General features: G+C 64.3%; 11 protein-coding genes. 6 read left to right on the top strand and 5 right to left on the bottom strand.

Annotated elements, in window-relative coordinates:
- Positions 1 to 46 precede the first annotated feature (46 nt).
- Positions 47 to 2,071 carry a methyl-accepting chemotaxis protein gene (locus GN330_RS20775; RefSeq protein WP_197435258.1) on the bottom strand — a complete coding sequence of 675 codons (2,025 nt, stop codon included), beginning with the start codon at positions 2,069 to 2,071 and terminating at the stop codon, positions 47 to 49.
- Between the two features lie 277 nt (positions 2,072 to 2,348).
- Here GN330_RS20775 and GN330_RS20770 point away from each other — a divergent pair, with 277 nt between their 5' ends.
- Together GN330_RS20770 and GN330_RS20765 are read left to right on the top strand one after the other, a co-directional pair.
- Positions 2,349 to 3,659, top strand: coding sequence for an NAD(P)H-dependent oxidoreductase (locus tag GN330_RS20770; RefSeq protein ID WP_156715151.1), 1,311 nt, complete (start codon positions 2,349 to 2,351; stop codon positions 3,657 to 3,659).
- 108 nt (positions 3,660 to 3,767) lie between these two features.
- Positions 3,768 to 5,063, top strand: coding sequence for an acyltransferase family protein (locus GN330_RS20765; protein WP_156715149.1), 1,296 nt, complete (start codon positions 3,768 to 3,770; stop codon positions 5,061 to 5,063).
- Positions 5,064 to 5,117: 54 nt separating this feature from the next.
- On the opposite strand, the gene proC is transcribed toward GN330_RS20765, so the two are convergent.
- The 3 genes from proC to GN330_RS20750 form a co-directional block, all read right to left on the bottom strand.
- Positions 5,118 to 5,933, bottom strand: a complete 816-nt coding sequence (gene proC, locus GN330_RS20760; RefSeq protein ID WP_156715147.1) for a pyrroline-5-carboxylate reductase — start codon at positions 5,931 to 5,933, stop codon at positions 5,118 to 5,120.
- A gap of 99 nt (positions 5,934 to 6,032) precedes the next feature.
- Positions 6,033 to 7,343, bottom strand: coding sequence for an O-antigen ligase family protein (locus GN330_RS20755; protein WP_156715145.1), 1,311 nt, complete (start codon positions 7,341 to 7,343; stop codon positions 6,033 to 6,035).
- Positions 7,312 to 8,310, bottom strand: coding sequence for a glycosyltransferase family 2 protein (locus GN330_RS20750; protein ID WP_156715143.1), 999 nt, complete (start codon positions 8,308 to 8,310; stop codon positions 7,312 to 7,314). The genes GN330_RS20755 and GN330_RS20750 overlap by 32 nt, the downstream gene beginning before the upstream one ends.
- A gap of 176 nt (positions 8,311 to 8,486) precedes the next feature.
- On the opposite strand from GN330_RS20750, the gene GN330_RS20745 reads away from it, so the two are divergent.
- The 3 genes from GN330_RS20745 to GN330_RS20735 are packed head-to-tail and all read left to right on the top strand — an operon-like array spanning position 8,487 to position 11,370.
- Positions 8,487 to 9,656 (top strand): glycosyltransferase family 4 protein, encoded by a 1,170-nt coding sequence (locus tag GN330_RS20745; RefSeq protein WP_156715141.1) that lies wholly within the window; start codon positions 8,487 to 8,489, stop codon positions 9,654 to 9,656.
- Complete coding sequence (locus GN330_RS20740; RefSeq protein WP_156715138.1) at positions 9,653 to 10,444, top strand: WecB/TagA/CpsF family glycosyltransferase; 792 nt, start codon at positions 9,653 to 9,655, stop codon at positions 10,442 to 10,444. Before GN330_RS20745 ends, GN330_RS20740 begins: the two co-directional genes overlap by 4 nt.
- Complete coding sequence (locus tag GN330_RS20735; RefSeq protein ID WP_425487193.1) at positions 10,441 to 11,370, top strand: DUF6492 family protein; 930 nt, start codon at positions 10,441 to 10,443, stop codon at positions 11,368 to 11,370. The genes GN330_RS20740 and GN330_RS20735 overlap by 4 nt, the downstream gene beginning before the upstream one ends.
- Positions 11,371 to 11,385: 15 nt before the next feature.
- Here the strand turns inward: GN330_RS20735 and GN330_RS20730 are convergent, their stop codons facing one another.
- The gene (locus GN330_RS20730) at positions 11,386 to 12,693 is read right to left on the bottom strand and encodes a lipopolysaccharide biosynthesis protein (RefSeq protein WP_425487192.1); all 1,308 of its coding nucleotides are present in this window, start codon (positions 12,691 to 12,693) and stop codon (positions 11,386 to 11,388) included.
- Positions 12,694 to 13,425: 732 nt separating this feature from the next.
- On the opposite strand from GN330_RS20730, the gene GN330_RS24160 reads away from it, so the two are divergent.
- The gene (locus tag GN330_RS24160) at positions 13,426 to 15,495 is read left to right on the top strand and encodes a succinoglycan biosynthesis protein exop (protein ID WP_343041004.1); all 2,070 of its coding nucleotides are present in this window, start codon (positions 13,426 to 13,428) and stop codon (positions 15,493 to 15,495) included.
- Positions 15,496 to 15,573 lie beyond the last annotated feature (78 nt).

Below are 15,573 nucleotides of genomic sequence, written 5' to 3'. Positions count from 1 at the left end.
CCATTCGGCGGTGCCGGCTTTTCCGAGCGACTTGTTCCGGAACGGATCAGAATTCTTCCCAGCCGTCGGCTTCCGGCTGGGCGGCGGTCACGGCGGAATGGCGCTGTCCGCTCGACGGTGTCCTCAGCGTCACGACCGGTGCGTGCCTGTCCGCTCGTCTCGCGGTCGTTTTTGCGGCCTCGCCGAGCTTAAAATGCGCGACCAGCCTTTCGAGCTGCTCGGCTTCCTTGGCGAGCGAATGGCTGGCGGCGGTCGATTCCTCGACCATCGCCGCGTTCTGCTGGGTAACCTGGTCCATCTGGGCGATGGCCGTGTTCACCTCGCTCAGGCCGGTGGCCTGTTCCTGCGCGGAACCGGCGATGCCCGACATCAGCCCGGCGATCTCCACCACTTCGGCCAATATCTGTTCGAGCGCCGTTCCGGTCTGGCCGACGAGTTCCACGCCGCGGCCGACCTGTTCGCTGGATGCCGAGATCAGCGCCTTGATTTCCTTGGCGGCCTCGGCCGAGCGCTGGGCGAGCGCGCGCACCTCCTGGGCGACGACCGCGAAGCCCTTGCCGGCGTCGCCGGCGCGCGCCGCCTCGACCCCGGCATTGAGCGCCAAAAGGTTGGTCTGGAAGGCGATTTCGTCGATCACGCCGATGATCTGGCCGATCTGCTCGGAAGACTTCTCGATCTCGCCCATCGCCCCGACCGCCTCGCGCATCACGCCGCCGGATTTTTCCGTATTGCCACGGGCCCGGGTCGTCAGGGTCGCCGCCTGCTTGGCCGAATCGGCCGTCCTGTTCACCGTCTCGGTCACTTCGCCGAGCGCCGCGGCCGTTTCCTCGAGGCTCGCCGCCTGCTGCTCCGTGCGCCGCGACAGATCGTCGGCCGCCTGGCTGATTTCGCCGGTGCCGGTGCGGATGCCGGCGGCCGATCCCGAAATCGTCGACATCGTTTCCTCGAGACCGGCGATGGCGGTGTTGAAGTCGTCCTTGAGCTGCCTCGCCTTGGGCGCGAATTCCTCGGTGATCCGATAGCCGAGATTGCCGTTGGCGAGCTGCTTGAGCCCGTCGGCGAGCCCGGAGATGACGGTCTGGTCGTCAGCCGCCTCGCGCGCCTTGCGTTGGTCGTTTTCGTTCCGTTCGCGCTCTATCAACTGCCGCTGCTCTTCGGCCTCCTCGGCCGACTGCATGCCCGACACCGCGTTCTTGAACACGAGCAGCGTCTTGGCCATCGAACCCATCTCGTCCTCGCGGTCGGCCATCGGCACCTCCGCCCCCAGATCGCCGGAGGCCAACGCGCTCATGCAGTCTTCCAGTTTGGCCACGGGCGTCATTACCCGGCGCTGCAGGATGACCGCGGTGGCTGTGACGGATGCGACCAGCAGCAGGCCGAGAACGACCATGATCGCGCTCGCCGTGGCGGCGGCCGCCTGAGCGTCGGAGATGCGGGCGGCGGTACGGTCCTCGATCGCGGTGAAAAAGGCGTCGACTGGCTGCATCACCGAGGCTTTCGCTTGATGATAGTCGGCGGAATAAAGCAGGTCGCCGGCAAGCTTCAGGTCCGGTTGACCGCTGACGGTACCCTTGCCCTTGACCGCATCCATCGCCCGAACTTCGAGCTGGATGAGGGCGTCGGAGCGCTTCTTGGCTTCGGCCAGGAGGTCAAGTTCGGCCTTGGCGAAGCCGGCGTCCATCATCGATTGCAGCAGGGGTTTCTGCTCGCCGTCCGGTCGCGGCTTCTGACCCTCCTCCAGGATCAGGTCCCAATAGATGCGATGCGGGGATTGCGGTCGCGCAAGCGTGCCGTCGCGCATCGCCACGACGTCAAAATACCATTTTTCATATTTGGCGTTGCCGGTCGCGGCATAGGTGCGCACCAGGCGGGTGAGGTCGTCGGAACTCTGACGGAACTCGTCGGCGAGCAGATAGGAGGCATGCTGGACCTGATAGGCCGCGCGCGCGTCCGATTGTGCGTTGCTTTGATAGAAAAACGCGCCGGCCAGGGCTGTGAGACAGACACAGTTGAGCACGACCAGGATCTTGAAGGCGCGGGCAAGCGGCGCCTTGCGGGACTTCGGGTTCATGAATTGGTATCCCTGCGAAACGATGAATTTCGCAGCAGACTTTGAAAGGAAAAGTTTTAAGCAATCTTGAACGGGGTTTTGGCACAAACGCCTGAATCGAACCAATTTTTTCTCGTATTTGGTGCATCAACTGTTTTATAGACACCTAAAATTGCAAGACATGCGCAGGACGGGCATGAAGCGCGCCAGCGCCAGCGCGATGCCAGCGCGATGATTGACATTGTCGGCATGGGGTTTACTAGCTCCGCCCACCGAAGCTTGCGGGAAAATGCCGTCCATGACCAATGTCGCTCTTACCGGTCTGGCCCGTGACCTCGCGCGGCGGGCGGATGAAGGCCGGCCTGTGCGCGTCGGCGTGATCGGTTCCGGCGAGATGGGCACCGATCTGGTTACCCAGGCCATGTTGATGCGCGGCATCGAGGTGTGCGCGATCTCGACGCGCAGGCCGCATACCGCGCGTGCCGCGATCCGCATCGCCTATGGCGACGAGGCGATGGCGCGCGAGGCCGGCACGGCTTCGGCCGTCACGGCGGCGATCGAGGCCGGCGGAATCGCGATCACCTCCAACGAGTTGCTTGTCACCAACCCGCTGGTCGACGTGGTGATCGACGCCACCGGCAAGCCGGGCGTGGCGGCGGATTTCGACCTGATGGCGATGGAGCACGGCAAGCATCTGGTGATGATGAATGTCGAAGCCGACGTCACGATAGGCTGCCTGCTTAAACAGGAGGCCGACCGGCTGGGCGTGGTCTATTCGGTCGGGGCGGGCGACGAGCCGTCATCATGCATGGAGCTGATCGAATTCGCCTCCGCGCTCGGCTATTCGATCGTCTCGGCCGGCAAGGGCAAGAACAATCCGCTCAACCACGACGCGGTGCCGGACGACTATGTCGCGGAGGCGACGCGGCGCAACATGAACCCGCGCATGCTGGTCGAGTTCGTCGACGGATCCAAGACCATGGTCGAAATGGCCGCGATCGCCAACGCCACCGGCCTTGTGCCCGACGTTCCCGGAATGCACGGGCCGAACGCGGACCGCGACGAGATGGTCCAGGTCCTCATTCCCAGGCAGGACGGTGGCATTCTTTCGCGCAAGGGCGTCGTCGACTACACGATCGGCAAGGGGGTGGCGCCGGGCGTCTTCGTCATCGTCGAGGCGACCCATCCGCGCATCATCGAGCGCATGGACGACCTGCATATCGGCACGGGTCCCTATTACAGCTTCTTCCGGCCCTACCATTTGACCTCGCTGGAAGTGCTGCTGACGGCGGCACGGATCATGCTGACCGGCAAGCCCGACATGGTGCCCCTGCCGCGCCCCGTGGCCGAGGTCTGCGCGCTCGCCAAGCGCGATCTCGCTTCCGGCGAGACCTTCGACGCGATCGGCGAGACTTGCTATCGCTCCTTCACCATGACGGTGGCCGACGCGCGCGCCAAGAAAGCGCTTCCCGTAGGCCTGCTCGAAGGCGGCAAAGTGTTGAAGCCGGTCCGGAAGGGCGAATTGCTGACCGCCGACAATGCCGCGCCCGACCCCGGCACGCGGCTTTACGCGCTGCGCCGGCGCCAGGATCAGATGCTCTACGGATAGCGATCCCGCCGACCGGGCCGTCGATGGTGGCATGGTTTTTGCTTTGTTCGGATTGACAGCGGCGCGCGACGAAATTTCCGCGCCCGAACGAGGGAGCACGACGGTCGAATGAACCAGAACGACATGGTGGCGCGTATCAGGGCGGCACATCGCAACGCGGCCAAGGGCAATGTTCGGCTGGAAACTCTCGATTCATGGCGCGGCATCTGCGCGCTGCTCGTGGCGATCATGCATTTTCCGGTATCCGGCCCGATCGGCGAAAGCCCGTTTGTGCGTAACGCCTATCTGTTCGTCGACTATTTCTTCGTGTTGTCGGGCTTCGTGATCGCCCATGGATATGGTGCCAAGCTGGCCGACGGCGTCGACTACATGCGCTTCGTCATTCTGCGGATCGGCCGGATCTATCCGCTCCATATCGCGGTCCTCGCTCTGTTCGTCGCCTTCGAAGCGCTGCGCTGGGCCGTTCCGGCGCTCGCCGGAAATGGTACGATGCCGTTTACCGATGGCAACAGCCCGTCCGAACTGCTGACGAGCCTTGCACTACTCAACGGCCTGGGCTTCGACAGCCGGCTGGCCTGGAATGGCCCGAGCTGGAGTATTTCGGCCGAACTGTGGACATACATCCTTTTCGGCGGGCTTGTGGTTTTGCTGGGGCGCCGCTGTTGGATCGCCTTGGTCGCGGCTATTATCGCTGGTCCGCCGGTGCTCTACCTCTTTTCGCCCGATTACATGGATGCAACCTGGAATCTGGGTTTTGTACGATGCGTCTACGGCTTTTCGCTTGGTGCGCTGCTTTATTACGTGGCCGGGGCCAGCCTGCTGTCGGCAAAAGCGGATCAGGCGGCGCGGCCGACGGTGGGAACGGTGGCGGGAGCGACTGCTTCGGAGCTTGCCGCCATCGTGATGGTCGCCGCCTTCGTCGTGGTCGCGGGCGGCAATGCGGTTAGCATCGCGGCACCGTTTGTGTTCGCTCTGGCTCTGTGCATCTTTGTGCATGAAGGGGGAATAATCAGCCGCCTGCTTGGGACGCGGTTGTTTCTTTGGCTGGGAGCGCTCTCCTATGGGATCTACATGGTGCATATTTTCGTTCAGGCGCGCATGATCAACGTCGCCGGCATCGTGGAGAGGATCGTCGGGGTCGAACTGATCGGCGTCTTCGAGATAAACGGGCAGGGTTTTTACGGCTTCGGCCTCAACGGGCCGCTTTTCGGCACGCTGATGACGGCGCTGATGATCGCGATGGTGGTGGCCGTGGCGGCGATCGCGCATCTGCTGATTGAAAAGCCGTTCCAGCGGCTGTCGAGGAAACTCGCCGACACCCATGCCAGGCGGAACGGCGCCACCCGCCCGGTCGCGGGCGACGTCGAGGCGCGTGCGCTCCTGGCGGCACGCGCGGCTGCCTGAACTACGTAAGGAGAACCTGCGACACGGCGCCGTGAGAAGGGGGCGGAGCCGTGATTATTTCCCGAGCTCGATCGAGCGGTCGCGTGCCGCTTCGACGGCTTCCGCGATCAGCTTCCGAAGACGATCCTGCCCCATCAGAACCTGCAGCGCGGCGGCGGTGGTACCGTTCGGGCTGGTGACCTGTTCGCGCAGGAGGCCGGGCGCGGTATCGCTTTCGGCCGCCAGCGAGGCTGCGCCGAACACGGTCTGCATCGCCAGCAGCTTCGCCGCTTCCGCGGGCAGGCCGACACGTTCGCCGGCCGCGGTGAGGCATTCGATGAAGTGGAAGATATAGGCCGGGCCGGAGCCGGACACGGCGGTGACGGCGTCCATCATGCCTTCGTCGTCGATCTTAAGCACCCTTCCGCTGACCGAGAGCAGGTCGGCCAGGAAGGTCTCGGCGGCCGGTGCGACCTGGGCGTTGGAGACCGTCACCATCATGCCCTTGCCGATTGCGGCGGGCGTGTTGGGCATGCAGCGGACGATCGGGGTTTTCTCGCCGAGCAGCGATTCGAACAGCGCAATGCCGATGCCGGCGGCGATCGAGACGAAGGTCGTGCGGCCGGTCGCGAAACCGCAATATTCGGCAACGACGGCACGCATCACCTGCGGCTTGACGGCAAAGATGATTAGCTCGGGTCGCAGCCCGGCGGGTAGTTGCGAAACGTGCTCGGCCACTGCGGCACCGGTCTCGGAGGCGCGCTGGCGCAGGGCTTCGTTCGGTTCGACGACGGCAACCTCGGCGGCGGCCAGTTTGCCGGACACCAGCCAGCCCACGAGCATGGCGCGGCCCATATTGCCACATCCGACCAACAATACTTTCACGGCCAATTCCAATCTCCTCCGGCAGACCCAGCCGCCGATCTGGTTGGTAAGCCCCGCAGCAATGCCGTAACGGACCAGTGGCCGCAACCGGCAATCTCTTTTCTCTCAGTCCAGTGACGAGGAGGGTATCCTGATACGGGCAGCCATGCGCAGACCCAGGCATCCCATGAGGAAAAACAGCCACACCGGATCTACCCGGCGAAGGAAGAAGCTTTCCAGAAAGGCGTTCAGCGAGGTGAACAGCAAAATCATCATGAAGAAATCGGACAGATAGATGTTCTCCTTCAGGCGCGGCGTGCGCATATAGTCAAAAAGCGGCACGATCCAGAAGGCGACGAGGCACGCCGCCAGCGCCGGCAGCCCCATGATCACGGCGATGTCGAGATAGCCATTGTGGCCGTGCACGGAGCCGCGGATATCCCAGGCGCGGTCGAAGGGCTGATCCATGTAATAGATGAAGGGCGTGCCCCAAAAGCTCTCATAGCCGAAGCCGAACCAGGGTTTCTGGGCGATCATGCCGCCGAGAAAATCCCACAATGCCGTTCGCCCGGTATAGGTCAGGTTGGGGGCGACATGTTGCGCCAGTTCCTTGAGCGGCTCGATGAAGACGATGCCCAGCGTCGCGAGCGTCGCCCCGATCATCGTTCCAAGGAAGATCAGTGGCGTCAGAAAGCGCATACCCAAAATGCCGGGAAGGGCCACCAGCACGATCGACAGCGGTACCAACCCTGCCGTCGTCTTCGAGCCCGTATTTGCCATGAAGACCATGGCGAGCACCAGCAGCGTGCCCCCGGCCCGGCGCCGGCCGCGGCGGAAGGCGTAAAGCCCGGCGAAGCTCAGACAGGCCATCACCGGTCCGGCGACGTTCTTGTGTGAAAACGCGCCGCGCCAAAGCCCGGCATGCTGCGGTTCGACGCCTTCGCCTAAGTGGACCGCCGTGGCCGGAAACAGCACCAGCCCCGCATAGCTGAGCAAAACCGCCGCAAGGCCGGCGACCAGCAGCACGGTCGTGAACGAATCGGCGTCGCGCGGCAGCACCAGGATGGTGACGACCGCCAGCACGCCGATCGCGGTGAACAGTGCCGCGCGCCCCGCAGATGGGGGGTCGATGGCGTGAAAGACTGAAAGCGCCAGAAATCCGAACACGATCAGCCACCACGGGCTGACCATGATCGCCACGACCCTGCGGTCGGACAGCGTAAGAAGCGAAAATCCGGCAAGCAATGCCAGTGAGCCGAAGCCGATCTGGTTGACGATGTCCCCGCCCTGGGACGCCGGCCCTTCGGGCTGGAACGGCCGGAACGAAATCAGCACGATCGCGAGCAGTACGGTTGCCAGCACCGTCGAGATCTGGCGTAGGGTCGGGCCGTCGAGCGGCACGGCCTCAGTTCTTCTCAGCCTGTCTGTATTGCTCATTGGCATAGCCGAATTCGGCGAGCACACGCCCAAGCGCGACGTAGATCGGATAGGCGCCGATGGTGAGCGACCCGGTGCGCGCCAGGCTCAAAAGGCTGCGCGGCGGCGCTGCGGCAAGCAGCGCGAGGCTCTTGGCCGCGACACGCATGGAGCCGAGCGGATCGCCCGCACGCTTGCGCTTTTCCACCAGCGTAGAGATCACGCCGTTGCGCAGTGAACGAGCCCTGATCCAGTCGCTTTCCAAGCGGCGGGTCGGGATCGTCTCCATCACCGGCGCTTCCGCGCACCAGGCGAGCCTGAACCCCTTGCGCGCCGCGCGGCTCAGGAAATCCGAATCGCCCCCGCCCATGAAATTGAACGCCGGCTCCAGGAAGGGCCGCTCCATGGCGTCGAGCACCCGTCGCGACACGAGCAGATTGCCGGACGAATAGAGGGCCTCGACCGCGCGCGTCTCGCGATAGGGCGGGGCGAAGACCGGGTGGCCCGCCCAATGCTCGTTTCCCGTTCCCTCGAACATCGGCACCTGCGGGCCACCGACGATGTCGGCGCCCAGCCTTTCGGCGGTAGCGACCATGGTCTCGAGCCAGTCGGGACCGGCGATTTCGTCGTCGTCGATCACCAATACATGGGTCAGCTCGGCAAAGGCGGCCAGAGCGGTCGACCAGCCGGCATTGTATGCGCTGCAATTGCCGCGCTCCTCCGCCACGATCAAAAGCCCGTTCACCGTGCCATTTTCGAACAATGTCGCGGCCGCATCGGCCCCGGCGTGCCGTTCTGCGTCATTTTCCATCACGATCAACGCGAAGCCCCGTTCGGTATTCTGGGCGGCGACCGAGCGGATCGTCTCCAGCACCTGTTCGGGTCGACGGAAAGTCGGCAGGGTGACGGCAATCCGTACCTTTTCCGGCTCGAGACCGGGCGATTGTGCGACGAGCCGGACGTTTTCGACAGTGGCGAGCGCTTGCATTGAGAGACCTTGGCCGTCCGTTTCGTCCATAAAGCGCACTGCCTGTTAACGCATGGTTAAGCACTGTGCCGGTTTTGCCCCGCCACGGTCCCCGTTTCGCCGCCACAAGGCACGCCCCTTGCGTGCTTAAGCAAGACTTCACCGAAGGCTGCTAGGGTCACGTTCAGGTAAGCGACATGCATTTGGTTTTTGTTACATCACTCGTCCCCGATGGCGCGCCGACGACGGGCTACGAGATCGCCAACGCGGCGATCATCGCCGCCTTGCGTCGCTCTGGCGTCCGGGTCACGGTTCTGGGCTACACCTGGCCCGGCAAAGCCCCGTCTGATCCGCAGAATACCGTCGCGCTCGGGTCGGTCGATGTGCGTACCGAGGGCGCTCCGGCGATCCAGAAAATGAGGTGGCTGGCCGGTGCGGTCGTGTCGGGTCTTACGGTGTCTTCGGCCAAGATGCGCGCCGCGTCTGAACGGGATTTGCGCGCGGCGCTCGAACGGATCGGTCCGTTCGACGCCTATGTGCTCAACGCCGTCCAGCTTGCCGGCGCCTACGAACATCTTTTTACCGACAAGCCGTCGATCTTTGTGGCGCATAATGTCGAGTTCCGCTCGGCACTGGAAAACGCCGCCGCCGCGCGCGACGTGTTTCAGCGCGCGCTCTTTCGCCGTGAGGCGCGGCTTTTGCACGCCATGGAGGACCGGTTGTGTCGGCAGGCCCGCTTCGTTTTCACGCTTGCCGAGGAGGATCGCGAAGCGCTCGGCGTGGCCGGGCCGCGTTCGGCGGCGCTGGCGCTGGTGACGCGGGACGCGCCGCCGCGGTCGCGATCGCGCGAAATCGCTTTCGGGGCGGGCATGATCGGCACCTGGAGCTGGGAGCCGAACCGTATCGGCCTCGACTGGTTTTTGCGCGAAGTGGCGCCGCGCCTGCCGCGCGATTTCCGCGTCAGGATCGCCGGGCATGCGCCGGGCGGGCTGGGACATGTGCCCACTACGGTCGAGTTTGTTGGCCGCGTGACGGATGCGGGCGATTTCGTCCGCCAGGCTGCCGTCGTGCCGCTGATCGCGCAGGCCGGCACCGGCGTCCAATTGAAGACCATCGAGACCTTCGAGCTCGGGCTGCCGTCGGTGGCGACATCCCGCTCGCTGCGCGGCATCTCCTACCTGCCGTCCAATTGCACGGTGGCCGACGATCCGGCCGCCTTCGCCGCCGCGCTGGTAGAGAAAGCGGCCGGGCGGATGGACGCGATCGACGGTTCGGCTTTTTATGCCGGCCAGATACGCGCGCTCGACGCCGCCGTCGCCAAAGGGCTTGACGCCCTCGGCGCCGCCCCGGGCGAGGTCGCGGCATGAGCATGCATTCCCTCACCGCACCGGCAGGACAGCCTAACGTTCAGCGGGAAAAGGACATTCTCGGCGTCAATGTCGCACCCTTCGACCGAGCCGAGGCGATCGATTTCCTGGCGCATCGCATCCAGGAGCGGCGGTTCACCAAGATCGGCTTCCTCAACGCTCATATCGCCAACATTGCCAGCACCGATGCCCGTTTCGCGGCCCTGCTCTCTGACTTCGTGGTGCTGGCCGACGGCGTTGGCGTCGATATGGCGGCGAAGATTCTTTACGGCGCCCCGTTTCCGGCCAATCTCAACGGCACCGATTTCATCCCGGCTTTCCTGAAATCGCAGCAAAAACCGCTGTCGGTCGGCCTGCTCGGCGCGAGCAGGGACAATGTCGAGCAGGCGGCGGAGCGCTTAAGGGAGATGTTGCCGCACCATCTGGTCACGGTCGTTCATGACGGGTTTTTCGACGCAGCGGCGGAGGATGAGATTTTGGCGCGGCTCCGCCAGCAACGTCCCGACGTTCTTTTGGTGGCGATGGGCGTACCGCGCCAGGAATACTGGATCGACGACCGGTTGAGCGCGGATCATTGCACGACCGCGTTTGCGGTCGGCGCGCTGTTCGATTTCCTGAGCGGCGCCATCCCGCGCGCGCCCTCATGGGTGCGATGGCTGCGCCTGGAATGGCTCTTCCGGCTTGGGTTGGAGCCCGCGCGCCTATGGCGCCGCTATATTGTCGGTAATCCGCTTTTCCTGTTCCGGGTTCTGTTGCAAAAATTGCGGCGCGCGGGGCCGGCGGCGTGAACGTGGCCGTTCAGCCGGGGATCGACACGCCGTGCGAAATGCAAGCTGTCGGCACCAGCGCGCTGGTGACGGCGAGTTACGCACCGGATTTCGAGCGCTGTCGGCTTCTGTGCGAAACTATCGATCGGCACGTTACCGGCCACAGCCGGCACTACATTCTGGTCGCGCATGCCGACGTGGCGCTTTTTCGCGCGCTCGAGACCGCCGACCGGATCGTGGTCGACGAACGCGATATCCTGCCCACCTGGCTGCGGGTGGTGCCGGATCCGACGAGCCTGTTCCGGCGCAAATTCTGGCTTTCGACACGCACCAAGCCGTTGCGCGGCTGGCATGTGCAGCAATTGCGTCGCATCGCCATCGCCGCCCATGCGAAGGAAGACGCGCTGATTTATTGCGATTCGGATGTTGCCGTTCTGAAGGATTTCGACTGCGGCCGCTTCTGGAAGGACGGACGGGTACGCCTGTTCCGGCGCGACAACGCGCTTCAGCGGACCGTGGACGGCGATCAGAAGATATGGTCGAAAAATGCCGCGAAGGTGCTTGGTATAACGGCCCCGATGGTCGCGCCGCACGATTATATCGCGACCTTCATCGCCTGGCGGCGCGACGCGGTCGTATCGATGTGCGAGCAGATCGAACGGACGAGCGGGCGACACTGGGTCGAGGCGATCGGGGCGAATCGGAAATTCTCCGAATGCATGATCTACGGGCGCTATGTCGACGAGGTCCTGAAGGGACGGGGCCATTTTCTGTCCGACGAGGAACTGTGCCGGGTCTATTGGCGCGGCCCGCGGTTGACGGACACGACGGTGCGGGCATTCGTCGACGGGATGGACCCTGGCCAGGTGGCGATCGGCATGCAGTCCTTTATCGGTACCGACGTGACCCTGATCCGTGATCTGGTGCGCGCCGCTGAAGGCCGTTAGGCCGCGTCGGGCCCGTCAGGCGCGTTTCGCCGGCAGCCTGAGCGCGCTGTAGGTCAGGACCGCGGAGGCGAGATAGAGCACCGCGAACGCGCCGTTCAGCATCAGCACGAGTTGCTGGGCGTCGAGCGCGCCGAGCAGCAGATAGGTGAGCACGAGGGCTTTGGCGCCGGCAAGTATGGCCAGGTTGATTGCGCGCAACAGCATCTGACCGCGCGCGAACAGCAATTCCGCTTGATATTCGATCAGGTTGCGCAGCCCCGGCACGGCGAGCGCGAAGATAACCAGTGGCCCGGCCTGCGAGACATTGCCGCCCAGGACCGTCGGGTAGAAATGCAACACCAGCGCGAGCCCGGCCAGGCCGAGCGTGGAAATGGCCAGGATGCCGGCCTCGAACCCGACGCGCAGCCATAGTTTCGACAGCGTTTCGGGCGCGCGCATCAGCCTTTGCACGAGCAACATGGTGAAGGTGCGGACCGGGATCGCGGTCAGATCAACCAGCCGCATGACGATCGCGTAGATGCCGGCCAGATGCGGCCCGCCCAGCGCAAGAACCAGGAGCTTGTCCAGTTCCATCTGCAGGTAGAACAGAAGCTCCGCCCCCGCCACGTAGAGCGCGTCGGCGAGACGGGACCAGTAGAGTGCCGGTCGCAGCCGCAGGCGCTGGCGCGGCCAGAAGAAGGCAAGCGCGATCGCGAGGCATGCCCCGTTCGCGGCGAGGTAATAGTAAACCCAATCGACAAGCACGGGCGCGGTCGCGAGCGCGAACAGCCCGGCCGCGACGGCCCGCAACGCCGTTCCGGCGATCACCAGCACGGCGGCGGCCGCGAAGCGGTTCAGTCCGTTGTTGACGATAACTACCGTTTCGACCATGCGCCACAGCAGCGCCTCCGACACGATCACTAGCGCGAAAGTCGCGAACGGCAGGTCGCCGACGAAAAAGATGGAATGCGTGAGCCAGCTCGCAGCCGCGAGCACAGGAAGCGACAGCACGGTCATCAGCAGAAAGCCGCCGGCGAACGTGCCAAGTAAGCGCGGTTTGACGGTTGCTATTCGATAGAGCGAGGACACGAAGCCGAAGCCGACAATGCGTGACAGCATCACGCCGGCGGCCGATGCGGTGGCAAAAAGCCCGAACTCGGCGATCGACAGTGTGTTGGCCAGCACGACGAAATAAAGCAGCGAGAAAACGAGGCGTCCGAGCGAACCGCTCACCGCGGTCAGGTAGTCGCGCAGCAGCGCGGTTCGCGACGTCAGAAAATCGGAAATACGGTCCATCGCACCGACCCTGGCGTCGGTGGCGTCGATGCCGGAATGCGGTGCCATAGGCGCTGATGTCCTGCCTTTTCGAAAGTACCTTATCGATCAAACATTAACGCGCGGTTTTGCGGTCCCGCGCACCGCCGCCACACCGGGGCCGCAAGGTCGCGAAAAATTAAGAAAATTAACCTTTTGTTTCCCATGGCTGTTTAGCGTGCCTTAACGATTGGCGCCGGTGGGCGTTGCAACCTATCCGAGATATGCGAACCGATGCCAGCTTTCGACAACCGCGACCGCAAGAAGCGAAAAGGGTCTCTCTTGACCCTCGTCGACCCGCATGCGGACGGTCGGGGCACGAAGGGGGGGCGCGATGGCCGCGAGCCGGTGGCCGCGGCGGATGAGTTGGCGGTTTCGCCGGCCGAGCGCCATGAGATCGCGCGCTCGCGCCGCGAGGCAGGGCGCAGCCCGCTGATCAAGGCGTTGTCGCGGCATTCGGCCGAATCGGGCGACGACATTGGTATTCAGGACGCCCCGCAACCGAACCGTCAGCATCGCGCCGAACCTGGATGGTCGGGACTTTGGGTTCCTCGTTCCGACGGGCCCGCTCGCGCCGTCCCGGCAGATCGGTCGGCCAAGACAGACACGCCCGGTCGCGGCCGCGACGTTGGAACGAGGACCTCGAGCGACGAGCGCGATCCATACTGGCGGCCGCTGATCGATCCGATGGCCGTTATCGGCGGTATCTTCAATTCGAAAGGCTTGATCGCCGCCACAACGATCTGCGGTGCGCTGCTCGGGGTGTTCATCGCCCTGTCGACGCCGAAGGAATACCAGGCGATCGCCGAGATGCTCGTCGATCCGCGCGACATCAAGTTCCTGGACCGCGATCTGACGTCCGGCGGGCTGCCATCCGACGCGACCCTGGCCCTAGTGGAAAATCAGGTGCGGGTCATCCTTTCCGGCACAGTGATGAACAAGACGGTTGCCCGGCTTAACCTGGATCAAGATCCGGAATTCAACGGCGAGGGCGGCAGCGGCGGCCTGGGAAGTCTGCTTTCCGGGCTAACCTCCCTGCTTTCGCTGGCGGGTGGGGAGGAGGGCGCCAACGCCAACCGCCACGCGATAACCGTGGAAAACCTTTTTCACGCCGTCGACGCCGAGCGCGGCGGCAAGACTTTTGTAATTTCCATCGCCGCCAAATCGGAAAGTCCGCAAAAAGCGGCCCTGATCGCCAACACCGTCACCGAAGTGTTCCTTGAGACCTATGGTGACTTGCAGTCCGGAACGGCCGGCAAGGCGTCGGATGAGTTGTCCTCGCGGCTGGCCGAACTGCGCGCCGGTGTTGAGGCTGCGGAACGGCAGATCGAGGCGTTCAAGGCTGAAAACGATATCGTCGACGCCCAGGGACGCCTGATCAGCGACGACGAGATCATCAAGCTCAACGATCAGCTTGCGACCGCGCGGGCCCGCACGCTCGAGCTCAACGCGCGCGCTTCGTCCGCACGTTCGGTCTCGGTCGACTCTATCCTGACCGGAAACCTGCCCGAGCAGATCAACTCGCCGGTTCTCACCGAAATGCGTGCGCAATATTCGACGCTGCGCCAGGAAGCGGACCGGCTTGGCGCCAAACTCGGACCTAGGCATCCCGAACGCGCCGCAGTCGAGGCGCAGCTCGTCAGCGCGCGTCAGCAGATTTCCCAGGAATTGCGGCTGGTGGCGCAATCGATCCAGGTCGACCTCAAGCGGGCCGTGCAGCTCGAGCAGGAGTTGGCCGCGCGCCTCGCGCAGCTAAAGGCGCGCCAAGCCAATCTGAGTGACGAGCTGGTGACGGTGCGCGAGCTCGAGCGTGAAGCGTCCGCCAAGCGGGCGGTCTACGAAGGGTTCCTGCTGCGCGCCCGCGAGACCGGGCAGCAAAAGGATATCAACGCGGTCAATATTAGCGTCATCTCCGAAGCGATGCCGCCGCTTGAACCGACCGGCATGTCGCGCAAGACAATGACTGTGCTCGCCACCATGTTCGGATTTGCCGCCGGCGTCGGGCTGGGTGGTGCCCGCGGTGCCTATGACAGTTTTCGTGCCAGCATGGGCAGGGCGTCCGCCGCGCCGGTCGGTCCGCCGGCGCCCGCATCGCCGACAACGCAACTTGCGCCCGCCGAGCGCCGGCGGGAGCCGGACGAGCCGGACGAGCCGGACGATAATGGCGTTTCTGCCGTTAGAAAAGAGTCGCCGCAGGCCGAGTTTGTAGAGGCTTCCGGTTCAGAGTCCCGTCACCGAGAATCCAGTGCAACCGAACCCGCCGCAACTGCGGCGGAGACCGCCGAGGAGGCAGATATGCATCGCATGCCGGACTATTCAGCGTGGCCGGCGACACGTTCGCCCGAAACAGCCGAGCCCGCACCCGGCCCCCATGGTCAATATTGGTACGACCCCGCGACGGCCGCCCACTATCCCGCACCCGGTCCGGTCTATGGCTGGTATCCGGGCTTTGTCGGCGAGCCTGCGTCCGTTCATCGGCATGCGTCGCAACCGCGTCATCCCTGGGCGCAGCCCGGGCATGGTTACCCACCAGCGTCGCCGGCCTATTGGCCTCGGCCGATACCACAGGCCCAGCCCTATTGGCCCGATCCGCAGCATAACGTCCAGCCGTGGCAACACCACGCGCCGCCGCATGCGCCGCAAGCCGACCCGGCCGGTTATGGCGCCGCGCCGCATGTCGATGCGGCTGCCGGACGACCGGTCACGGACAGGTCCGTAGCTGCTCAGGACCACGACGGCGACGCTATCAACGAGATCCGCGAAAGCCTGCGCGAGTTCCGCGAAGCCCTGCGCGAGCTTAGTGAAAATCGCGGTCGTCGCCGCTTCATCTGACGGCTTTCGCGTTTACGGCACACCGCGACGCAATCGCAGGTATCGCCAGTGTGGATTGTCGCATAATGCTCCCGGATC

The organism is Nitratireductor arenosus (assembly GCF_009742725.1).
GTDB lineage: Bacteria > Pseudomonadota > Alphaproteobacteria > Rhizobiales > Rhizobiaceae > Mangrovimarina > Mangrovimarina arenosa.
This window is presented reverse-complemented; position numbering and strand designations above follow the sequence as displayed.